The sequence below is a fragment of the Roseibium sp. Sym1 genome (assembly GCF_027359675.1).
Classification (GTDB): domain Bacteria; phylum Pseudomonadota; class Alphaproteobacteria; order Rhizobiales; family Stappiaceae; genus Roseibium.
Window position 1 is genome coordinate 2,671,743 of record NZ_CP114786.1, and the last position, 21,462, is coordinate 2,693,204.

16 protein-coding genes are annotated in these 21,462 nt (G+C 60.6%); 14 read left to right on the forward strand and 2 right to left on the reverse strand.

The genetic code is table 11. The annotated features are described in order from the left end of the window. Positions 1-16: 16 nt before the first annotated feature. The 7 genes from O6760_RS12215 (at position 17) to O6760_RS12245 (ending at position 8,613) form a co-directional block, all read left to right on the forward strand. The gene (locus tag O6760_RS12215) at positions 17-2,833 is read left to right on the forward strand and encodes a hybrid sensor histidine kinase/response regulator (RefSeq protein ID WP_269585632.1); all 2,817 of its coding nucleotides are present in this window, start codon (positions 17-19) and stop codon (positions 2,831-2,833) included. Further along, on the forward strand, positions 2,830-3,321 hold the full coding sequence (locus O6760_RS12220; RefSeq protein ID WP_269585633.1) for a chemotaxis protein CheW: 492 nt from the start codon (positions 2,830-2,832) through the stop codon (positions 3,319-3,321). The genes O6760_RS12215 and O6760_RS12220 overlap by 4 nt, the downstream gene beginning before the upstream one ends. Positions 3,322-3,359: 38 nt before the next feature. Then, entirely contained in the window at positions 3,360-3,725 is a 366-nt protein-coding gene (locus O6760_RS12225; RefSeq protein WP_006932059.1) for a response regulator, read from the forward strand. A 20-nt stretch (positions 3,726-3,745) separates the two neighbouring features. Continuing rightward, on the forward strand, positions 3,746-4,966 hold the full coding sequence (locus tag O6760_RS12230; protein ID WP_332306223.1) for a protein-glutamate methylesterase/protein-glutamine glutaminase: 1,221 nt from the start codon (positions 3,746-3,748) through the stop codon (positions 4,964-4,966). Next, positions 4,963-5,847, forward strand: coding sequence for a CheR family methyltransferase (locus O6760_RS12235; RefSeq protein ID WP_269585635.1), 885 nt, complete (start codon positions 4,963-4,965; stop codon positions 5,845-5,847). Before O6760_RS12230 ends, O6760_RS12235 begins: the two co-directional genes overlap by 4 nt. Before the next feature lie 284 nt (positions 5,848-6,131). Beyond that, positions 6,132-7,103 carry an MBL fold metallo-hydrolase gene (locus O6760_RS12240; protein WP_269585636.1) on the forward strand — a complete coding sequence of 324 codons (972 nt, stop codon included), beginning with the start codon at positions 6,132-6,134 and terminating at the stop codon, positions 7,101-7,103. Between the two features lie 139 nt (positions 7,104-7,242). After that, a complete protein-coding gene (locus tag O6760_RS12245) occupies positions 7,243-8,613 on the forward strand; it encodes a hypothetical protein (RefSeq protein ID WP_269585637.1) in 1,371 nt (456 codons plus the stop codon). Between the two features lie 376 nt (positions 8,614-8,989). Here O6760_RS12245 and ctrA read toward each other — a convergent pair whose 3' ends face one another. Continuing rightward, positions 8,990-9,682 (reverse strand): response regulator transcription factor CtrA, encoded by a 693-nt coding sequence (ctrA, locus tag O6760_RS12250; protein ID WP_269585638.1) that lies wholly within the window; start codon positions 9,680-9,682, stop codon positions 8,990-8,992. A 371-nt stretch (positions 9,683-10,053) separates the two neighbouring features. On the opposite strand from ctrA, the gene fliI reads away from it, so the two are divergent. From fliI to O6760_RS12265, 3 genes are all read left to right on the forward strand, one after another. After that, positions 10,054-11,379: a flagellar protein export ATPase FliI gene (fliI, locus tag O6760_RS12255; protein WP_442969873.1), complete on the forward strand. Its 1,326-nt coding sequence runs from the start codon at positions 10,054-10,056 to the stop codon at positions 11,377-11,379. A 28-nt stretch (positions 11,380-11,407) separates the two neighbouring features. Continuing rightward, positions 11,408-11,815, forward strand: coding sequence for a flagellar export protein FliJ (gene fliJ / locus O6760_RS12260; RefSeq protein ID WP_269585639.1), 408 nt, complete (start codon positions 11,408-11,410; stop codon positions 11,813-11,815). 210 nt (positions 11,816-12,025) lie between these two features. Further along, complete coding sequence (locus O6760_RS12265) at positions 12,026-12,460, forward strand: paraquat-inducible protein A (RefSeq protein ID WP_269585640.1); 435 nt, start codon at positions 12,026-12,028, stop codon at positions 12,458-12,460. 25 nt (positions 12,461-12,485) lie between these two features. On the opposite strand, the gene O6760_RS12270 is transcribed toward O6760_RS12265, so the two are convergent. Next, the gene (locus tag O6760_RS12270; protein ID WP_269585641.1) at positions 12,486-13,601 is read right to left on the reverse strand and encodes a DUF2336 domain-containing protein; all 1,116 of its coding nucleotides are present in this window, start codon (positions 13,599-13,601) and stop codon (positions 12,486-12,488) included. Positions 13,602-13,896: 295 nt separating this feature from the next. Between O6760_RS12270 and O6760_RS12275 the strand changes: the two genes are divergently transcribed. From O6760_RS12275 to O6760_RS12290, 4 genes are all read left to right on the forward strand, one after another. After that, positions 13,897-16,194: a mechanosensitive ion channel domain-containing protein gene (locus O6760_RS12275; protein WP_269585642.1), complete on the forward strand. Its 2,298-nt coding sequence runs from the start codon at positions 13,897-13,899 to the stop codon at positions 16,192-16,194. A 184-nt stretch (positions 16,195-16,378) separates the two neighbouring features. Then, the gene (gene glpD / locus O6760_RS12280; protein ID WP_269585643.1) at positions 16,379-17,899 is read left to right on the forward strand and encodes a glycerol-3-phosphate dehydrogenase; all 1,521 of its coding nucleotides are present in this window, start codon (positions 16,379-16,381) and stop codon (positions 17,897-17,899) included. A 79-nt stretch (positions 17,900-17,978) separates the two neighbouring features. Then, the gene (glpK, locus tag O6760_RS12285) at positions 17,979-19,472 is read left to right on the forward strand and encodes a glycerol kinase GlpK (protein ID WP_269585644.1); all 1,494 of its coding nucleotides are present in this window, start codon (positions 17,979-17,981) and stop codon (positions 19,470-19,472) included. Positions 19,473-19,769: 297 nt separating this feature from the next. After that, a complete protein-coding gene (locus tag O6760_RS12290; RefSeq protein ID WP_269585645.1) occupies positions 19,770-21,374 on the forward strand; it encodes an ABC transporter substrate-binding protein in 1,605 nt (534 codons plus the stop codon). Positions 21,375-21,462: the final 88 nt, after the last annotated feature.

Sequence of the window (21,462 nt, forward strand, 5' to 3'; positions counted from 1 at the left end):
CGGGTGAGAGCAGGCCATGGACGACCTCCTCAGGGAATTCATTACCGAGACCAATGAAAGTCTCGATGTTGTTGATGTTGAGCTCGTGAAGTTCGAGCAGGAACCGAACAACGCCACCATTCTAGATAACATTTTCCGCCTGGTGCATACGATCAAGGGCACCTGTGGTTTCCTAGGCCTCCCCCGGCTCGAAGGTATTGCCCACGCGGCCGAAACTCTCATGGGCAAGTTCCGCGACGGTGCGCCTGTGACGCAGGAAGCCGTGTCGCTGATCCTGATTTCGATCGACCAGATCAAGGATATTCTGGGTGAGCTGGAAGCGGCCGAAGGCGAGGAGCCCGAAGGCGACGACAGCGAGCTGATCGGCAAGCTGGAAGAAATGTCGGCGAAGGCCGATACCGCCATGGCCGGCGGCGGCGCCGAAGAGGAAGAGCCTGTGGCCGTAGAGGAGGCATCTGCCGAGGAGGCCGTGGAGGCCGCCGCGGAAGAGCCCGCCGGTGACAGTCTTCCCGAGCAGGCGCTTGAACGCCCGCTCCGCCCGGGGGAAGTCTCCCTCGACGAGCTGGAGCGCGCGTTCCAGGAAACCGAGATTGAAGTCGAGGTTGCCGAGCCGGACCCGATCGAGCCGGAAGACGCGCATGACGAGGTCGAAGAGTCCGAACCCGAACCCACACCGGCTCCTGCCGCAGCAGCGCCGAAGGCCGAGGCAAAATCCGAAACCAAGGATGCCAAGGATCCCGAAAAGAAAAAGGGTGGCGGTGTTTCCAACCAGAGCATTCGTGTCGCGGTTGATACGCTTGAACACCTGATGACCATGGTGTCGGAGCTGGTGCTTACCCGCAACCAGCTTCTGGAAATCGTGCGCCGTCACGAAGACAGTGAATTCAAGGTGCCGCTGCAGCGCCTGTCCAACGTGACCGCCGAGTTGCAGGAAGGCGTCATGGCGACGCGCATGCAGCCGATCGGAAACGCCTGGCAGAAGCTGCCGCGCATTGTCCGCGATCTCAGCCAGGAACTCGAAAAACCGATCGAACTGGAAATGATCGGGGCGGATACCGAACTGGACCGCCAGGTTCTTGAAATGATCAAGGACCCGCTCACGCACATGGTCCGGAACTCCGCCGACCATGGCCTTGAGCTTCCGGAAGACCGCCGTGCTGCCGGCAAGCCGGAAAAGGGCACCATCACGCTGGCGGCCTATCATGAAGGTGGCCATATCATCATCGAGGTCCGCGATGACGGCAAAGGCATCGATGTCGACAAGGTGAAGGCCAAGGTCGTCGAGCGCGGCCTTGCCACCGAGGCCGAAGTCGACAAGATGACGGATGCCCAGATCCACAAGTTCATCTTCGCGGCCGGTTTCTCGACCGCGGCGCAGGTGACGAGTGTCTCCGGCCGCGGCGTCGGCATGGATGTGGTGCGCAACAACATCGAGCTGATCGGTGGTACGGTCGATCTGCGTTCGACGCAGAACAAGGGCTCCAGCTTCATCATCAAGATTCCGCTGACGCTGGCCATCGTCTCGACGCTGATTGTCGAAGCGGGCGGTGACCGGTTTGCGATCCCGCAGCTGTCTGTGGTCGAACTGGTTCGCGTGCAAACCAATTCCGAACACCGGATCGAACGGATCAAGGACACGCCGGTTCTGCGCCTGCGCAACAAGCTCCTGCCGCTCGTGCACCTGTCTCAGCTGCTCGACATCTATGAAGGCGAGAACGTCGAGGAGGCGATTGACGCCGACAACGGCTTCATTGTCGTCATGCAGGTGGGCAGCCAGACATTCGGCGTTGTCGTCGACGGTGTCTTCCATACGGAGGAAATCGTGGTCAAGCCGATGTCGACGATGCTGCGCAATCTCGACATGTTCTCCGGCAACACCATTCTGGGAGACGGCTCGGTCATCATGATCATCGACCCGAACGGCATCGCCAGCGCGATGGCAAGCCATGCGTCCAGCGCCGTTGCCGAAAACCAGGAAGACGAGCAGGAAGACCTGCAGTTCAAGGCGATTTCCGGACAGAGTTCGATCTCGCTGCTGCTGTTCCGCGCCGGTGCGCCGGAGCCGAAGGCGGTGCCGCTGTCCCTGGTCACCCGCCTCGAGGAATTCGAGGTCTCGAAAATCGAACGGTCCAACGGCCGCGACCTGGTCCAGTACCGCGGTGCGCTCATGCCGCTGGTCTATCTGAACGACGGTGACAGCCACAAGACCGAAGGCACACAGCCGATGCTGGTGTTCTCGGACTCGGGCCGCTCCATGGGCCTTGTCGTCGACGAGATCGTCGACATCGTCGAGGATCGCATGAACATCGAGGTCGGTTCGGAACGTCCGGGCATTCTCGGTTCCGCGGTCGTGAAGGAACGGGCCACGGAGATCATCGATCTCGGCTATTACCTGCCGCAGGCCTTCGAAGACTGGTTCATGCGCAAGGAAATGGATATCGAGGCGCTGACCAAGAAGGTCCTGTTCGTCGACGACAGCTCGTTCTTCCGCAACATGCTCACGCCGGTTCTGAAGGCGGCGGGCTATGACGTGACCACGTGTAACGGTCCGCAGCAGGCGTTCGAGCTTCTGGAAAACGGCGACAAGTTCAACGCGATTGTCAGTGACATCGAGATGCCCGAGATCAACGGTTTCGAGTTCTGTGAATCGCTGCGCCGCGATCCGCGGTTCCGCAACATTCCGATCCTGGCCCTCTCGTCCATGGTGACGCCGGCCTCGATCGAACGCGGACGCCAGGCGGGCTTTGACGATTATGTCGCCAAATTCGACCGCCCGGGACTGATCGCCGCCCTGAAAGATGTCTTCTCCGGTGAAATGGGAGCTGCAGCATGAGTGTGCTGGAACAGAATCTGACCGAGGATCAAAAAGCCGCCAGTGACATGATCCAGTATGTGACCGTGGTGATCGGCGGCCAGCTCTTCGGTCTCCCGATTTCCCAGGTCCACGATGTTTTCGTGCCGGAAAGCGTGACCCGGGTGCCGAAATCGGCACCGGAGGTTCAGGGCGTTCTCAACCTGCGCGGGCGTATTGTCACGGCAATCAACATGCGGCGCCGGCTGCACTTGCCTCCTCTGGAAGATGGGCAGATGATGGCCGTGGGCATCGAATACAAGCAGGAAAGCTACGGTCTGGTCATCGATACCGTGGGCGAAGTTCTGACATTGCCCTCCGCTTCCGCGGAGCCCAACCCGTCGAACCTGGACCGCCGCTGGGCCGAGATTTCCGGCGGTGTGCATCGTCTGGATGGCCAGCTGATGGTCATTCTCGATGTGGACCGGCTGCTTGGCGCGATGTTCACTGAACCCATGGCTGCAGCATAAGTTGGCCGAAAACGGCCACCCAAGTGGAGTTACGCCTGATGAAACAGTGCCTTGTCGTGGATGACTCGAGTGTTATCCGTAAGGTCGCCCGACGCATTCTCGAAGACATGAATTTCGAGATAACCGAAGCAGAAGATGGTCAGCAGGCGCTTGACGAATGCCGGAAAACCATGCCGGACGCCATTCTTCTGGACTGGAACATGCCTGTGATGGACGGACTGGAATTCCTGACCAGCCTGCGCGCGGAAGAAGGCGGCGAAAACCCGATCGTCGTGTTCTGCACCACCGAGAACGATGTTGCTCACATCGCGCGTGCCATACGTGCCGGCGCCAACGAGTACATCATGAAGCCGTTCGACCGTGAAATCGTCGAAGCCAAGTTTCAGGAAGTCGGTCTTATCTAGTATCGAGTTGGGCACTCTAAATGGCGTTTGCGCAAAGAAGCATAACAGCGGGCACGAGTCCGGGCAGCGATCCCATCAAAGTCATGGTTGTCGATGACGCAGTCGTCATTCGCGGACTACTGACACGCTGGCTCGGTGAAGACAAAAGTCTGAAAGTCGTCAGCTCGCACCGCAACGGAAAGCTTGCCGTCGAGGACATCGAAAAAAGCAATCCCGACGTCGTCGTGCTCGACATCGAGATGCCGGAAATGGACGGCATGACGGCCCTGCCGCTCATGCTGGCCAAGAAGCGTAATCTCGTTGTCATCATGGCGTCGACCCTGACGCGCCGCAACGCGGAGATCAGCCTGAAGGCCCTGTCGCTCGGCGCTGCGGACTACGTGCCCAAGCCGGAATCCACGTCGGAAGTCACGACGTCGATCGATTTCCGCCGCGAACTGGTGGAAAAGGTCAAGGCCCTCGGCGCCCGCGCGATCCGCCTGAGCGGACCGTCACGCGCGATGCGTGCCGAAACCAATGCGGGCCGGTCCGCGCAGCCGGCCAAACCCGTATCCGCCCGGCCGACCACCGATACGCGCGCAAGCTTTCGAGGCGTCGCTCCGGCGGCCGGTTCGGCGGGCGCAACGAAGTTCCAGACCAGACCCTATTCGACCGCGCGTCCGAGGATCCTGGCCATCGGTTCGTCAACGGGCGGCCCACAGGCGCTGCAGGAAGTCATGAAGGAAGTCGGTACGGCCATGAATGATGTTCCGGTCGTGATCACCCAGCATATGCCTCCGACGTTCACGGCCATTTTGGCGGAACACATGGGCAAGGCCGCCCTGCGTCCGGCCAAGGAAGGCGAAGACGGAGAAGTGCTCAAACCGGGCAACATCTACGTTGCACCGGGCGGCAAGCACATGACTGTCGAGAAGGATGCCGGTGCCGTGAAGATCCGTCTCAAGGACGGTCCGCCGGTCAATTTCTGCAAGCCGGCCGTTGATCCGCTGTTCGACAGCGTTGCCAAGGCCTACGGTTCCGCGACCCTCGGGATCATCCTGACGGGCATGGGCCATGACGGCGCCGATGGCGTGAAGACCATCGCCGCCGGAGGCGGCAGCGTGATCACCCAGGACGAAGCCACCAGTGTTGTGTGGGGCATGCCGGGCGCGGCCGCGCAGACGGGCATGTGCTGCGATATTCTACCCTTGAAGGAGATCGGTCCCAAGATCTCTCGCGTTCTGAAGGGGAACACAAGATGACCCCAGGCGAGTTCGATTTCCTGAAAAATTTCCTGAAGACCAAGTCCGGTCTGGTCCTGTCGAACGACAAGCAGTACCTGGTGGAAAGCCGCCTGCTGCCGATCGCGCGCAGTGCCAAATTGGAAACCCTCAGCGCGGTTATCCAGCAGCTGCAGCGCGGCGGCAACCGCGCGCTCGAAACGGATGTCATCGAGGCGATGACGACCAACGAGTCGTTCTTCTTCCGCGACAAGACGCCGTTCGACCACTTCAGGGACACCATGCTGCCGGCGTTGCTGGAAAGCCGGGCGACACGCAAACAGCTCAAGATCTGGTGCGCAGCCGCCTCGACCGGCCAGGAGCCGTATTCGCTGGGCATCTGCCTGAAGGAAGATGCAGCGAAAATGGGCGGCTGGCGGACCCGGATCCTCGGCACCGACCTGAGCCAGGAAGTGCTCGAAAAGGCCAAGACCGGTCTCTACAGCCAGTTCGAGGTTCAGCGCGGCCTGCCGATCCAGATGCTCCTGAAGTATTTCGAGCAAAAGGGTGACATGTGGCAGATCAATGCCGGTATGCGCGCGATGATCGAGTGGAAGAAGCTCAATCTTCTTGAGAATTTCACGCATCTCGGCGAATTCGACATCATCTTCTGCCGCAACGTGCTGATCTATTTCGACCAGGCCACCAAGACCGAAATTCTTGGCCGGCTCGCGAAGTCCATGCCGGATGACGGTTTCCTGGTGCTCGGCGCGGCGGAGACAGTTGTCGGGCTGACCGACGCCTTCAAGCCGGTCCAGGGCAAGCGCGGGCTGTTTCAGAAGAAGCAGGCCGTCCAGGCGGGCACGGGGTCCGTCAGCAGTCCCCGTATTGCCGTGGGCGCGGGCATCGGCCTGCAGCGCTGACGCCCGAAGCGGCAACACTCTTGCGGAAGGCGGCTTCGGCCGCCTTTTTCATGCTCACGAACTCGTGATGCCTCTCCCCGGATGAACCCTCGGCTATATGATTGCGTAATATATTGTTATTATTAGAGTTTTCTGAGCTCTCCCGAACTTTACCCAGCGGGCTGCAAAAGGCTCTTGCCTGACCGGCCAACCGTTCCATCTCCCAGCACGTAATCATCGCGGCATCGGCGATCCAGATTTGCCAGGGCCGCCGTCGATCCTTTGGAATGGCAGGGAGTGGGAACATGACCGAGATTAAAGTTGAACTGACACGCCGCGCAGCCCTATTGGGGGCTGGGGGCGCGCTGGCGGGCGCGAGCCTGGCGGGCACCTCCGCGGTGCAGGCGGCGGCAGAAAAACAGGGGGCTCTTCCGGCCCCGGTCGCACGCTATTCCGTTGGCGGCTTCGAGGTGACGACGCTGCATGACGGTGCCGTGTCCCTTCAGGAGCCGCAGAAGACATTTGCCATGAATGTGGATGCAGACACGTTTTCCGCGACGAATGCCGAGAACTTCCTGCCGGACGACAGTTTCCAGATCAGCTTCACGCCGACGCTCGTCAACACGGGCGGCGAACTGGTGCTTTTCGACACAGGTAACGGCGAAGGCGCGCGTCCGGCACGGGGCAACATGCGCGCTGCCCTGGGAAGCGCGGGTTACACGCCGGAGCAGGTTGATGTTGTCGTCCTCACCCACATGCACCCGGACCATATCGGCGGCCTGTTGGAAGGCGGTGCGCCGGCCTTCCCGAACGCCCGGTATGTGACCGGCCAGAAGGAATACGACTTCTGGGCGGCGATGGACCCGGAGGCCAATGGTGTGACCAAGCTTCTGGCGTCCAACGTGACACCGCTTGCCGAGAAGATGACCTTCCTCGACGATGGCGGATCCGTGACCGGCGGGATTACGGCCATGGCCGCGAACGGCCACACGCCGGGGCATATGATCTACATGATCGAGGACGGCGGCAAGCAGCTTGCCCTGACGGCGGATACGGCCAACCACTACGTGTGGTCGCTGGCCCATCCGACCTGGGAGGTCCGTTTCGACATGGACAAGGAAGCGGCCGCGGCGACGCGCAAGACGGTGTTCGGAATGCTGGCCGCCGACAAGGTGCCTTTCGTTGGCTATCACATGCCGTTCCCGGCCGTCGGCTATGTGGAGACAGCCGGCGACGGCTTCCGCTACGTACCGGCATCCTATCAGCTGCAACTGTGACCTGACCCCTCGGGAAACGGGGCCGGCCCGCGGGCCGGTCCTGTTCACAAGGGCGGGGCAGGGCTTTTGACTTTCGTCCGGATTATGGAAATGACATAAAGTGTGACAGCTTGCCCTCTAACCTTGGGTTGAGGTGATTATGTCGGTCCATATCTATCAAGCCATCTGGGACGGGGACGACCACAGGTTCACGGTCAGCGCCCGCGCTGCGAACGGCGACTGGCACGCGCCCGACGCGGATATCCTTCTCGACGAGCAGGTCAGGGCAAAAGGCTCGCGGCAGATCGACCTTGCGACCAGCCCGCTTTTCGCCAGCGTCGATTTCGACAAGATGGATGCCAGCGACCTCTACCGCTCCTTCATCCGTCTGCTCGACAATTTTGCCGTCCATTTCCGCGATCCGGAAACCATTTCCCCGGCCGAAGAGGACGAGATCGAGCGGTTTCTCGACCTTGTCATTGCCAGCAGGCCGATGCAGATCGCCTTCGCGCATATCTCCAGCGAACTGGTCCGCGACATGACGGTTGAGACCTTCCGCGCGGATCTGCGCCGGATGTGGTTCGAGGTCTACACAAACTTCTTTCGAGGCAAGTCGACCCATTTCTGCACCGGGTTCGAGCATGTTTTCGTCGGCGAGGGCAAATACAAGAAAGGCGGCAATGCCGCGGCTGAGAAAGGCGAAATCTCCGGGTATCATTCCTGGGTCAAGTTTGCTCTCGACGAGCTCAACAACCGGGTCGACTATCTCGGCTACAAATACGATCTCGGGGGTCCGGGTCCGGACAATCCCCACGTCGTCACCCTGCAGATGGTGTGGAACCACCAGGACATGTCGGGCGAGCTGATCGCCGAGATGTTCAAGAGCAAGGGCGGCTTCTTTGTCGGCAGCAGCCCGGCCTGCGAATTCGCGCTGGGGACGCTCGCCTTCTACGAGGGCCTGCACGGTCTGCTCAGCAACCAGCGCAAGCGGGTGCAACTGGGTGAGGGCAAGTTCGATCTGGTGATGTATCACGAAACCACCGTTGACGGCGCACTTGGCCCGCACATTCGCTCCTTCTATCCGGTCTATCTGGGTGACGGCAGCAGCAGTACCATCGACACCGGCACCGTCATTGTCCGGCCGGTCGATATCGACCTGCAGAATGACGGTCCGCTGCGTATCCTGTCCGCCCTGCCCAATCCGGTCGGTGACGACCAGGGCACCGAATGGGTGGACATCTGGAATGCCGGTGCGGTCGATGTCGAGCTGGCGGGTCATGAACTGCGCGACAAGATGGGCCGGCCGCAGCCGATTGGCGCAGGTGTGCTGGCCGTGGGGGAAACCCTGCGGGTTTCCGTAACACGGGCAACGGTCAACCACATGCAGATGTCCAACCGGAAAGGGCTGATCACGCTGCATGACGCGGCCGGCGAGATGCTCGCCTCGGTTTCCTATGGCCGCGCCGAAGAGAACCTGGTCCTGACCTTTGCCGAACGGGATGGCTCGACCTCAGACGCGGATGGTGACTAGAGCATTTTCCGATCAATAAGGGTCATTTGACCGAGACGGTTTGGCGCGCTGGCTAGGCGGGTCACGCGCGGTGGTGTTTCCCACCACAAGGGTGGGCCAACGACGCCGGTGCGCCAAACTGTCCGGCCTATTTTCAATTGTTTCTCATACGCATTCGGGCTGTTGCGGGTGAGTGTATCCGGCCCATCGGCAGCGTTGCACCGCTTGCCCGATGCACCGCATCGCGCTTCGCGACGCGCCTTGCCGACTGAACCGGATACACTCATCAAATGATCCTTATTGATCGGAAAACGCTCTAGCACGCCTGAAAAACCGGTCACAAAAATGAAAAAAGCCCCGGCGCTGCCGGGGCTTTTGTCTTTACGAGGCCGGCCGGTCAGGCTGCGGCTTCGGCTTCCGGTTCGCGCAGCACGTAGCCGCGGCCCCAGACGGTTTCGATATAGTTCTTGCCGGAGGTCGCCGCTGCCAGCTTCTTGCGCAGCTTGCAGATGAAGACGTCGATGATCTTCAGTTCCGGCTCGTCCATGCCGCCATAAAGGTGGTTCAGGAACATTTCCTTGGTGAGCGTGGTGCCCTTGCGCAGCGAGAGCAGCTCCAGCATCTGGTATTCCTTGCCGGTCAGATGGACACGCTGGCCGCCGACTTCGACGGTCTTGGTATCCAGGTTGACCTTCAGGTCGCCGGTGACGATCACCGACTGTGCATGGCCCTTCGAGCGGCGGACGATCGCATGAATGCGGGCGACCAGTTCGTCCTTGTGGAACGGCTTGGTCATATAGTCGTCAGCGCCGAAGCCGAGGCCGCGCACCTTGTCTTCAATGCCCGCGTTACCGGAAAGGATCAGGATCGGTGTCTTGACCTTTGAAACGCGAAGCGTCCGGAGAACCTCGTAGCCGGACATGTCCGGCAGGTTCAAATCCAACATGATGATGTCGTAGTCGTACAGCTTGCCGAGGTCGATGCCTTCCTCGCCAAGATCTGTCGTGTAGACGTTGAAGTTCTCGGACTTCAGCATCAACTCGATGCTCTGCGCCGTGGCGCTATCATCCTCAATCAACAATACACGCATGCCAATCCCCTTGTTCTGCCTTTCCTGGGCAAGTCGCAACGGCTCTGTCGGTGCCTGCTACGAAGGACTGAGTTAACCCCGACTCAAAGCTATCGGTTAATGGTTAACAAATTCTGATTCGTAACGGCAAGCTTCGTAGAGAGGAAACTGTGAACAACAGACAACTTGTTGAATCCCCAGAAAAAAAGACGATTCACAAATCTTAATGTTGAACTTTAAGAAACGGGTCTAACCGATTCCGTTCAGATTCCTTTCAACAAAGCCGTTTTGACTTCGAAATGGCTCTCGCTTGTCAGCCTTCCAAAGGTTAAGATTAACCAGAGTCGTAAACGAACAGTTACCGAATCCGTTAACGGGGGAAGGAAATTTACGTGAAGGCGCTTTTCGCCGAGATCGATTCGCTGATGCCGACCGAGATTTACGGCCGAGTTACGGCGGTTCAGGGCCTTCTCGTGGAGATCGCGGGACCGATTCACGAGATGAGCGTGGGCTCCCGACTTTTGATCGACAGCGGTGAGGATAACCCGAAAGTTCCCGCGGAAGTCGTCGGTTTTCGCGAAGGACACGCCCTGTGCATGCCGTTTTCAGGCCTGGAAGGCGTGCGCATGGGCTGCAAGGCCGTAATCGTTTCCCGCGACAGCGTGGTGCACCCGGCCAATGCCTGGCTGGGCAGGGTGGTCAATGCACTTGGTGAACCGATTGATGGTAAAGGAGTTCTTCCAAATGGCGGAGTGCCTCGCAAATTGCGAAGTTCACCTCCTCCGGCCTCGGAACGTAAACGAGTCGGACCGCCGCTGGATCTGGGTGTCCGGGCCCTCAACACTTTCGTAACCTGTTGCGAAGGCCAGCGAATGGGGATCTTCGCGGGCTCCGGCGTCGGCAAGTCGGTGTTGATGTCGATGCTGGCGCGCAACACCAAATGCGATGTCGCCGTGATCGGCCTGATCGGCGAACGGGGCCGTGAGGTTCAGGAATTCATCGAGGACGACCTCGGCGAATCCGGACTGGAGCGCTCCGTGGTGGTCGTGGCGACCTCCGATGAAAGCGTGCTCATGCGCCGCCAGGCAGCTTATCTTGCCATGACGGTGGCGGAGCATTTCCGCGACGAGGGCAAAAATGTCCTGTGCATGATGGATTCGGTCACCCGATTCGCGATGGCGCAGCGGGAGATCGGCCTGTCCGTCGGCGAACCGCCGACCTCCAAGGGCTACACGCCGACCGTGTTCACCGAACTGCCGCGCCTGCTGGAGCGTGCGGGGCCGGGCAGGGAAGGCGCCGGCTCGATCACCGGCCTGTTCACAGTTCTGGTCGAGGGGGACAATCACAACGAACCGGTCGCAGACGCCGTGCGCGGCATTCTCGACGGCCACATTGTCATGGAACGCGCGATTGCGGAGCGCGGACGCTATCCGGCGATCAATGTGCTCAAATCGGTTTCCAGAACGATGCCGCGCTGCGTGCCGCCCGAACAGCTTCCGGTCCTGCGCAAGGCGCGGCAGCTCCTGTCCACATATACGGATATGGAGGAACTCATCCGCCTCGGCGCCTACCGCAAGGGATCAGACCCGACGGTTGACGAGGCCATCTACCGGTTCGAGATGATCGATGAATTCCTGAATCAGGGAAAAGACGAAGCAACGTCACTTTCTGACGGGTATCAGCAACTTGCCAACCTTTTGGAAATGACTCAGGGGTAGACTGCCCGTGTTAGGGGAGTATTGAGTTATGAAAACCCGAGACAGTTTGATCCGCCTGAAGCGGTTTCAAGTTGACGAAAAACGGCGGCAACTCGCTCAGATCGAGAGCATGATTGCCGAGTTCAACCGGATGGCCGACGAGCTCGACGACCAAATCAGGTCCGAGCAGGAGCGGGTCGGCATTACGGATGTCACTCATTTTGCCTATCCGACTTTCGCCAAGGCCGCCGCCGACCGCCGCGACAACCTGCGCAATTCCGCCCATGAACTGGACGACCAGTTGCAGCGTGCCCAGGACGAACTCAGCGAAGCGATCGAGGAACTGAAGAAGTTCGAGCAGCTGGAGGAGCGCGACCAGCAACGCGAGCGCACCGCCCAGGAAATGGCGGAGCAGGATCAGCTCGACGAAGTCGCCTCACGGGCCCGGATGCGCTAGACGGCGCGGCAGGTTCCCGGATTTCAGACCGGCCGCCGCGCGACGGCCGACTCACGCCAAGATGCTTCCCTTTTGGCCTGACCGTCGTTGCCGACGGTCAGGTTTTGCGGTTTCCGGCGCCGGTGATATAGGGAAATGGCGATCGGCAACCCATATGCCGTACGACGCGATCCATCGCCACACGTCCATTGCCGGGAGCCAGAACATTCCATGCGATTCTTCCTGGCACTCCTGCTTCCCCTTTCCACATTCTCCTTCGCGCTCGGCCTGACCCAGCCGCTGATGAGATTCGAGCGGTTGTATTTTCTTGAAGACCGCCCGACGCTGATCGAGATGGTGCAGGGCCTGTGGCTCGAGGGAGACGCGGCGCTCGCGGCAATCGTCGGGTTGTTCTCCATCGGCTTTCCGGCAGTGAAGATCATTCTCATTCATGTCGTGGTCCTGAGCGGAGCCAGGACGCGGTCGCTGGCATTGCTGTCCATGGTCAGCAAATGGTCAATGCTGGACGTGATGCTGGTGGCCCTGGTTCTGTTTGCGGCAAAGACCAGCGGATTGGCCGCTGCCGCGATCCTGCCGGGACTGTGGTTCTACGCCACAGCGACACTGACCACCGCGCTTGCGGCGGCGCTGTGTACCAGAAACTGACGCGGTTCCGGTTTTTTGCAGAATTTCAGATTGCCGCCACGCGGGCGCTCCGGTTCCCTGTCGGGCGCAGCTTCTTCGGACGGCGGTTGGCCTGGAAGTCGCCACAGCGGGATTGCTTCGTGTGTGCGTTGTCTTCCAGGTGCTTCTTGTAGGCCGCTGTCCATTCCGAGCCCTGTGTGAAGGGCACCTTAAGGTGCTCGCAGCGTATCTTTGCGAACAGGGCAAAAGTCGCAACATCCAGCTCGGCCCTGGCCGCGGTCTTGAGGACAAGATCCGGCTTGCCGTTGAACACCGCGTCCTTCAGGGACTTCTGCGTTGTCCTGCCGCGGGCGCTCAGCAATTCGATCACGTGGTTGAAACGGCCGTCCTGCAGAAGAAGGATCGTCAGCTCATTCACGGTGATGTCCGACCGTTCGGCTTCCAGCCAGAGGAGGTTCATGTCGGTATTGTCGAGCGCGGCACCGAACTCTCGGCGCAGCAATTTCAGCCTGGCAATCTGGTCGAGCTGTTCCTGGGACAGCGCCCCTTCAATGATGCGGTGCAGGCGTTTCTTGGTGTCGTCATCGACGAGCGGCAGCAGGGTGCGGCAGACCGACGGAGACAAATCCGAGCGCAGGCACAGGTCTTCGCGCAGCACGGAATCTTCCGTGGCGTACTTGACCAGGGTGAGCATGGTTTCGCGCGAGAGCCGGATTTCCCGGTTGCCCGCCAGAATGCGATGCACCGGCCGGTCGCCTTTTTCAGCGATAATGTCAGAGACTTCGGGAGAGAGATCATGGCGGCGGGCAAGAACCTGCCGGTGGCCATTGCTGAGACGCTCGACGAAATCGAGCAGGTCTTCCTGGGAAAAGACCGGGCAATGGGCCAGTATCGGCATGGCGACGCTGACCTCGTCCTCGGCGATCCTGCGCGCGAGTTCGACGGGCGTGTTGGCCTGTGTGGCGAGTTTTTGCGCGAGCCGCGCCCTGTCCTTCGAGGACCCTACCGAGTACAGCTTGATAATGACTTCGGAGAAGACCGCGAGCTCGCGATCGGTGCGCTGATCCAGATCGGTTATGACGAGTTCGCTCACCTGCGCGAACAGACGCCTGCGCGCTTCATCCGTGCCTTCAAGGGCAAGCTTGATCAAGGACCTTGGCATCCTTCCTCCTCGTCAGTACAAACTGACGCCTATATTGTTATTAATACGTTACCTGTTGGAATGATGTCGCGCCGTGACCCTGCGTAATTTCACAAAATTCGTTGATAAGTGAAAAAAGATGCCTGCTAGATAACACGTGGAAGGCAGTTCAACTGCGCCTTTTGCTTGGCTGGTATTTGTGCGGCGCAAAAACCCGGGAAGTTGGTCGACGGACCTTTCCAATGCCGCGAGTTCCTCCATATTGTCGTTGCCAGATGATTTGCCTGCCCGACGATGGATCCGGAACGAGTTTGAAATGACGATATTGCGCAGCTGCATTTTCGCCCTTGTGGCGCTGTTTTTCGCCGGGCTTTTGCCGGTCGTGGCCCAGGAAGCAAATGATCAAGGGTCGGCAGCCAAGGGAAGCTCCTCGCAGCAGATCGAACAGGCCAACGAGGCGCTGGTCAAGGTTCTGAATGATCCTGAGAGCCGGGCCGCGTTTCTCGAGCTGCTCCAGAAGAGCACAGCGGCATCCGGGGCCGGTGGAACCGGTGCAGGGGCAGCCCCGCAAGATGCAAACAGCCCGGCGGCGGTGCCGGAAGACGCATCGATGCAGGAGAATCTCGCACTCCGGGTCGGTGAGTATACCCGGGTCCTGGTCGACGATACGGGCTACCTGCTCGAACAGGCGTTGCGGTCCCTGAACGGACTGGGGCTGGTGCTGCGCGGCGACATACCCGTCAAATGGGAGCGCGCGCAGGAAATCGCCATCCAGGTCGTTTTCGTGCTGGTCGCCGCCTATGCGGGTTTCCTGATCAGCCAGATTGCCGCCAAGGCACTCTATCCGCGCATGTCCGTCTATGCACGCTATGGCGGCGGTCTCACACGCAGCTTCATTCTCATCCTGACCTCGATTGTCGACGGGATTACCGTCGGCATCGGCTGGGCGGTGGGCAACGGGGCGGCGCTGCTGAGTTACGGCGGGTTCGATACCGGGGTCACGCTGCAGGAGAGCCTCGCCCTCAACGCGTTTTTCGTCATAGGCCTGGCCAATGTGGCCCTGCGGTTCATCTTCGCGCCCGGCCGTCCCGAACTGCGTCTGTTGCCCTTCACCGACGACAGCTCGCTCTACTGGTACCGGCGTCTCAGGCTGTTCCTGTACTGGATCATCTACGGGGTTTTCCTGGCGGTTCCCGTCGCCAATGTGGCTGTGTCCTTCGTGCTCGGCAACGCGCTGCGTTTCATAGTGGTCCTGCTTGGCATGATCTATCTGGCAGTGCTGGTCTTGCGGAACCGCCAACGGGTACAAGAGGGAACCAAAGACTATGCCGGACATCTGCAGAGCGCCCTGGCGCGCAGGGCCCTGACCGCGGTCGGCCGGCTCTGGCACATCGCCGCGCTGGGGTACATCGTCGCCATTTTCATTATCTGGGTGACCCGTCCCTTCGACGCGACCACCATCATCATCCGGGCGACCGGCCTGTCCATCCTGACGATCATGGCCGGGATGGTGCTGTCGCTGGTGATGACGCGGGCCATCAAGGGGGGCATCCGGTTGCCGGATGAACTCAACCGGACCCTGCCGGCGCTGCAACACCGGCTGAATGCCTTCGTTCCGCGCCTGCTCAAGATCATCCGCTTCGCGGTGTTCCTTGTCACCATGCTGCTGCTGCTGGAGATCTGGGGAGTCCTGTCCCTGATCGACTGGCTGGTGAGCGAGGCAGGTGTGCAGCTTTTGAGCAGCTACGGGTCCGCGCTCCTGGTGCTGCTGGTCGCGTTCACGATCTGGCTGGCGGTGATGTCCTGGGTCGACCTCAGGCTTCAGGCGCGGTCCGGCCATATCGTGACGGCCCGCGAACGCACGCTGTTCCAGCTGTTCCGCAACGCGTCCACCGTTGTCATCATCGTCATGGCCACCTTGCTGGCCCTGTCGGAGATCGGCGTGGACATCGGCCCGCTGATCGCCGGTGCCGGTGTCGTCGGCCTGGCGATCTCGTTCGGCGCGCAAACGCTGGTGAAGGACATCATCACCGGTGCGTTCATCCAGATCGAAAACGCCATCAACGAGGGCGACGTGGTTACGGTCGCCGGTATCACAGGCACGGTCGAGGGCCTGACCGTGCGGTCGGTCCGCATGCGCGACCTCGACGGGACCACCCACATCATTCCGTTTTCATCGGTCGACATGGTATCCAACTTCATGCGCGGCTTCTCGTATCATGTCGCGCTGATCGGCGTGTCCTACGACACGGATATCGGTGCGGCCAAGGAGGCGATGCTGGAGGCTTTCCGGCGGCTGAAGGAAACCGACTTCGGGCCGAAGATCCTCGACGAATTCGAAATGCACGGTGTCACCAATTTCGGCGCGAGCTCGATCGATATCCGAGGACGCATCAAGACCCTGCCGGGGGACCAGTGGAGCGTGGGACGCGCCTTCAACGAGTTCGTCAAACAGGTCTTCGACGAGCGTGACATCGAGATTCCGTTCCCGCAGGTTACCTATCACGCGGCCACGCCCCCGTTTGCGGAAGAACTGGAAAAACCGAAACAACGCCGAAAATTGCCGGTAACGGCCGGTGATGTGGCGGACGACGCCCCTGCGGACGACGGTTAAATCCAGTAAATACATAGACTTGTGCCTATGAAAACCGAAATGTGCTCCGGGTAGCCGTGCCCCCGCCGGCTCCGGGGCATTTTCATTTCTGGCGTTGCGAATTAGTTGATTGAATTTCGTACAGTTTCGTTTTATTTTCATTTCATGTCAAAATATGTGAGTTCAAACGAGCCGGGGTCAGGGTATGGCGGCTGATTACGATCTTCTGGTCATTGGCGGGGGTATCAACGGGACGGGCATTGCGCGCGATGCGGTCGGCCGGGGAGCTTCCGTCATGCTCGTCGAGATGGGCGACCTGGCCGGGGCGACGTCCTCCGCCTCGACCAAGCTGATTCACGGCGGCCTGCGTTACCTTGAATATTACGAGTTCGACCTTGTCCGCAAAGCGCTGAAAGAGCGCGAGGTGCTCTGGCGGATGGCGCCGCACATCGCCTGGCCGCTGCGCTTCATCCTGCCGCATCACAAGGACCTGAGGCCGGCCTGGCTGCTGCGCCTCGGCCTGTTTCTCTACGACCATCTGGGTGGCCGCAAACTGCTGCCGGCCACCAAGACGGTGCGTCTCGATCAACAACCGTTTTCACAGGGTCTGAAACAGCTGTTCCACAAGGGTTTCGAGTATTCCGACTGCTGGGTCGACGACGCCCGCCTGGTCGTGCTCAACGCGCGCGACGCCGCCGACCGCGGGGCCGACATCAGGACCCGGACCAAATGTGTCAGCGCGCGGCGCGACGGGGACACCTGGACCGCCCTCCTGAAGGACCTGGCAACCGGAGAGGAAAGCACCGTCACCGCCAAGGTGATCGTCAACGCTGCGGGGCCCTGGGTCGCCGACATGCTCAACGGGGTGGTCGGTTCCAACAATTCCTCGCGCATTCGCCTGGTCAAGGGCAGCCATATCATCGTGCCGCGCCAGTTCGACCATGACCGCTGTTTCATTTTCCAGAATGGCGACGGGCGCATTGTCTTCGCAATTCCCTATGAGAACGACTTCACGCTTGTCGGCACGACGGACGTCGACTTCACCGGCGACCTTGGCGAGGTCGAGATTTCGCAGGACGAGATCGCCTATCTGTGCAAGGCCGTCAGCGAATATCTGGAGAAGCCTGTGACGCCGGCCGATGTGGTGCACACCTATTCCGGTGTCCGGCCTCTCTATGACGACGGCGCCAAGGACGCCAAGGCCGCCACGCGCGACTATGTCCTCGAGCTCGATGGCGGCGCGGACACACCTGCGGTGCTGTCCGTCTTCGGCGGCAAGATCACGACCTATCGCAAGCTTGCCGAGCAGGTGCTGGCGAAACTGGAGCCGTATCTGCCGTTCGAGCGGGGTGTGTGGACCGCCGGCGCGCCGTTGCCGGGCGGCGATTTCAAGGTGGACGCGTTCGATGACGAGGTCGCGCGGCTGGAAAAGGACTATCCGTTCCTGGGCCAGGTGCTGGCAACACGCCTGATCCGGCTCTACGGAACAGACGCGCGTCATTTCCTCGGCGAGGCCAAAAGCACCGCCGATCTCGGCCAGTGTTTCGGCTACAACCTTTATGAAGCGGAAGTGAAGTGGCTGATGGAGCGTGAATGGGCCCGTACCGCGGCAGATGTCCTGTGGCGGCGGACCAAGCTCGGTCTCAGGCTCAGCAGTGAGGAGGCTGCGGTCCTCGAAGCTTTCATGGCCGGTTATCTTGCGGAGCGTGCAGGCGCTGCGGCATAGTTTTCAACAAGGGTTTCACGTGATCCGCCGGCATTGCCGGCGGTTTCCATGACAAGACGAGAAAAGCGGGAGGGACGCCATGTCCGGAGGGGTTTTGGCGATTGACCAGGGCACAACGTCCAGTCGGGCCATTGTGTTCAGTGACGATTTTCAGCCGATCAGCACGGGGCAGCAGGAATTCCCGCAGCATTTTCCGAAATCGGGCTGGGTGGAACACGTGCCGTCCGACATCTGGACAAGCACGCTCAGGGTCTGCCGTGAGGCCATGGAGAAAGCGCCGGGCGGCGGAGCGGATGTTGCCGCGATCGGCATAACAAACCAGCGCGAAACCACGCTGGTCTGGGACAGGGCGACCGGCGAGCCGGTCTACAATGCCATCGTCTGGCAGGACAGGCGCACCTCGGAAACCTGCGCCAGGCTGCGGGGCGAGGGGCTCGAGGAAACCTTCACCGCGAAAACAGGTCTTTTGCTGGACCCCTATTTCTCCGGCACCAAGATCGCCTGGATCCTGGACAATGTCGACGGCGCCCGGGAACGGGCCGAACGCGGCGACCTTGCCTTCGGCACGGTCGATACCTGGCTGATCTGGCAGCTCACGGGCGGCAGGGTCCATGTCACGGACGCGACAAATGCGTCCCGGACGCTGATCTACAACATTCACGACAATGCCTGGGACGAAAGCCTGTGCGCGCATCTGGGTGTGCCGATGAGCATGCTCCCGGAGGTGAAGGACAGTGCCGACGAGTTCGGCATGACCGATCCGGAGCTGTTCGGCCGGGCCATCCCGATCCTCGGCGTGGCGGGCGATCAGCAGGCCGCGACGGTCGGACAGGCCTGTTTCAGGCCCGGCATGGTCAAGTCCACCTATGGTACGGGCTGTTTCGCGCTGATGAACACCGGCCGGTCCCCGGTCAGGTCGCGCAACCGGATGCTGACCACGATCGCCTACCGGCTGAACGGCGAGACGACCTATGCGCTCGAGGGATCGATCTTCATCGCGGGGGCCGCGGTTCAGTGGCTGCGCGACGGCTTGGGACTGATCGAAAGCGCGGGCGAGTCGCAGGCCCTGGCGGAGGCTGCGGATCCGACGCAGGATGTCTACCTGGTGCCGGCCTTTGTCGGGCTCGGTGCGCCCTACTGGGATGCGGACGCGCGCGGCGCCCTGCTCGGCCTGACCCGGAACACCGGGCCGAAGGAAATCGCGCGGGCGGTGCTGCAGAGCGTCGGCTACCAGACGAGCGATCTCATCGAGGCCATGCAGGCGGACTGGCCGGATGCCGAGAAGCCGGTCCTGCGCGTGGACGGGGGCATGACCGCCTCGGACTGGACCATGCAATTTCTGGCCGACATTCTCGGGGCTCCGGTCGACCGGCCGACCGTTGCAGAGACCACCGCGCTCGGCGCCGCGTGGCTCGCCGGATACAAGGCCGGCGTCTGGCCGGGCCCGGAGGCCTTTTCCGCGGAGTGGAAACTGGAGAAGCGGTTCGAACCGCGTTTACAGGAAAGTGAACGGTCCCGATTGCTGTCCGGTTGGCGGGATGCGGTCAAACGAACCCGTACCACGCAGGATTGAAAAAAACGAAGGCTCTCGCTTTTGTGAGAGCCTTTTGTTTTCAGGCGGTTAGTTGAAGCCCGAAATATGGTGCCGTTGCGGTATTTGTTTTCATTAACAATGGTCATTCGTGTTAAATATTTACGGCAGCATGCCTTACCTAGCAAAAAAATTTCAAAAACTGCGGTAAATTAGAAATATGTTGGCAGTTGATTTTCTGCCAGAAAAAAGCCTTAGTTTGCGCTGGCTTGGGCTCAACTCCTTTGCACGATCCAATGATGCAAAGCCCTGGCTCTTCATCAAGGGGAGAACAGTTTGATGAATTTCCAAAAAACCTTGAAGGCAACCCTTCTTGGCGCGAGCCTTGCTGTGATCGCAGCAACGGGCGCTTCGGCAAAAACCCTGGTTTATTGCTCCGAAGGGTCTCCTGAAGGCTTCGACACCGCACTCTACACCGCCGGCACCACGTTCGATGCTTCCTCCAAGCCGCTCTACAACCGGCTTGTCGAGTTCAAGCGCGGCACCACCGAAGTGCTGCCGGGCCTGGCAGAAAGCTGGGAAGTCTCCGAAGACGGCCTGGAGTACACCTTCAACCTGCGCAAGGGCGTGAAGGTTCACACCACCGACTTCTTCACGCCGACCCGCGATTTCAACGCCGATGACGTGGTCTTTTCCTTCGAGCGCCAGCTGAAGAAGGATCATCCGTGGCACGAGTATACGCCGGGCACCGCCTGGGAATACTTCAACGGCATGTCGATGCCGGACCTGATCAAGGAGATCGTCAAGGTTGACGACTACAAGGTCAAGTTCGTGCTGAACCGTCCGGAAGCGCCGATGCTCGCCAACCTGGCGATGGACTTCGCGTCCATCATGTCGGCCGAATATGCCGCCCAGCTTGAAGCCGCCGGCACCAAGGAACTGCTGAACCAGCAGCCGGTCGGTACCGGTCCGTTCAAGTTCGTCGGTTACCAGAAAGACGCCGTGATCCGTTATGGCGCCCACGCAGACTACTGGAACGGCGCGCAGCCGATCGACAACCTGATCTTCGCGATCACCCCGGATGCCGCCGTGCGCCTGCAGAAGCTGAAGGCCGGCGAATGTCACGTCATGCCGTATCCGGCACCGGCCGACATCGCCGACATTCAGTCCGATGAAAGCCTGACGCTCATGGAGCAGCAGGGCCTGAACGTCGGTTATCTCGCCTACAACACCAAGGTGGCTCCGTTCGACAAGAAGGAAGTCCGCAAGGCGCTGAACCACGCGATCAACAAGCAGGCAATCCTCGACGCCGTTTTCCAGGGCTCCGGCCAGGCGGCGAAGAACCCGATTCCGCCGACGATGTGGTCCTACAACGACGCCATCAAGGACGACGCATACGATCCGGAACTGGCGAAGAAGATGCTGGAAGAAGCCGGCGTTTCCGACCTGTCCATGAAGATCTGGGCGATGCCGGTGCAGCGTCCGTACAACCCGAATGCCCGTCGCATGGCGGAAGTCATTCAGGCTGACTTCGCCAAGGTCGGCGTCGACGTCGAGATCGTTTCCTACGAATGGGGTGAGTACCTGTCCCGTTCCAAGGACGTCGATCGTGACGGTGCCGTGCTGCTCGGCTGGACCGGCGACAACGGCGACCCGGACAACTTCCTGGCCGTTCTGCTCGGCTGTGACGGCGTTGGCGGTTCGAACCGCGCCCAGTGGTGCGACGACGACTTCGAAGCCCTGATCCAGAAGGCCAAGACCGTGACCGACAAGGCAGAGCGCACCAAGCTCTACGAACAGGCACAGGTCGTCTTCAAGGAGCAGGCTCCGTGGGCAACCATCGCGCACTCCGTCGTGTTCATGCCGATGTCCTCCAAGGTCACCGGCTACGTCATGGACCCGCTCGGCGGTCACTGGTTTGACGGTGTGGACATCGCGGAGTAAATCCGCCTGATCTCAAGGAGGCGCTGGCAGCAATGCCGGCGCCTTCGAACATTCTGACCGGCGGGCACTCTCATGACTTGTGACGGTT

Excerpts from the sequence above, each read along its gene's own strand:
- glpK (WP_269585644.1), top strand. The coding sequence starts at position 17,979 with ATGTCCGGAGGGGTTTTGGCGATTGACCAGGGCACAACGTCCAGTCGG.
- O6760_RS12225 (WP_006932059.1), top strand. The coding sequence starts at position 3,360 with ATGAAACAGTGCCTTGTCGTGGATGACTCGAGTGTTATCCGTAAGGTC.
- O6760_RS12235 (WP_269585635.1), top strand. The coding sequence starts at position 4,963 with ATGACCCCAGGCGAGTTCGATTTCCTGAAAAATTTCCTGAAGACCAAG.
- O6760_RS12270 (WP_269585641.1), bottom strand. The coding sequence starts at position 13,601 with ATGCCAAGGTCCTTGATCAAGCTTGCCCTTGAAGGCACGGATGAAGCG.
- O6760_RS12245 (WP_269585637.1), top strand. The coding sequence starts at position 7,243 with ATGTCGGTCCATATCTATCAAGCCATCTGGGACGGGGACGACCACAGG.
- O6760_RS12275 (WP_269585642.1), top strand. The coding sequence starts at position 13,897 with ATGACGATATTGCGCAGCTGCATTTTCGCCCTTGTGGCGCTGTTTTTC.
- O6760_RS12265 (WP_269585640.1), top strand. The coding sequence starts at position 12,026 with ATGCGATTCTTCCTGGCACTCCTGCTTCCCCTTTCCACATTCTCCTTC.
- fliJ (WP_269585639.1), top strand. The coding sequence starts at position 11,408 with ATGAAAACCCGAGACAGTTTGATCCGCCTGAAGCGGTTTCAAGTTGAC.
- O6760_RS12240 (WP_269585636.1), top strand. The coding sequence starts at position 6,132 with ATGACCGAGATTAAAGTTGAACTGACACGCCGCGCAGCCCTATTGGGG.
- O6760_RS12290 (WP_269585645.1), top strand. The coding sequence starts at position 19,770 with ATGAATTTCCAAAAAACCTTGAAGGCAACCCTTCTTGGCGCGAGCCTT.
- ctrA (WP_269585638.1), bottom strand. The coding sequence starts at position 9,682 with ATGCGTGTATTGTTGATTGAGGATGATAGCGCCACGGCGCAGAGCATC.
- O6760_RS12215 (WP_269585632.1), top strand. The coding sequence starts at position 17 with ATGGACGACCTCCTCAGGGAATTCATTACCGAGACCAATGAAAGTCTC.
- O6760_RS12230 (WP_332306223.1), top strand. The coding sequence starts at position 3,746 with ATGGCGTTTGCGCAAAGAAGCATAACAGCGGGCACGAGTCCGGGCAGC.
- O6760_RS12220 (WP_269585633.1), top strand. The coding sequence starts at position 2,830 with ATGAGTGTGCTGGAACAGAATCTGACCGAGGATCAAAAAGCCGCCAGT.
- glpD (WP_269585643.1), top strand. The coding sequence starts at position 16,379 with ATGGCGGCTGATTACGATCTTCTGGTCATTGGCGGGGGTATCAACGGG.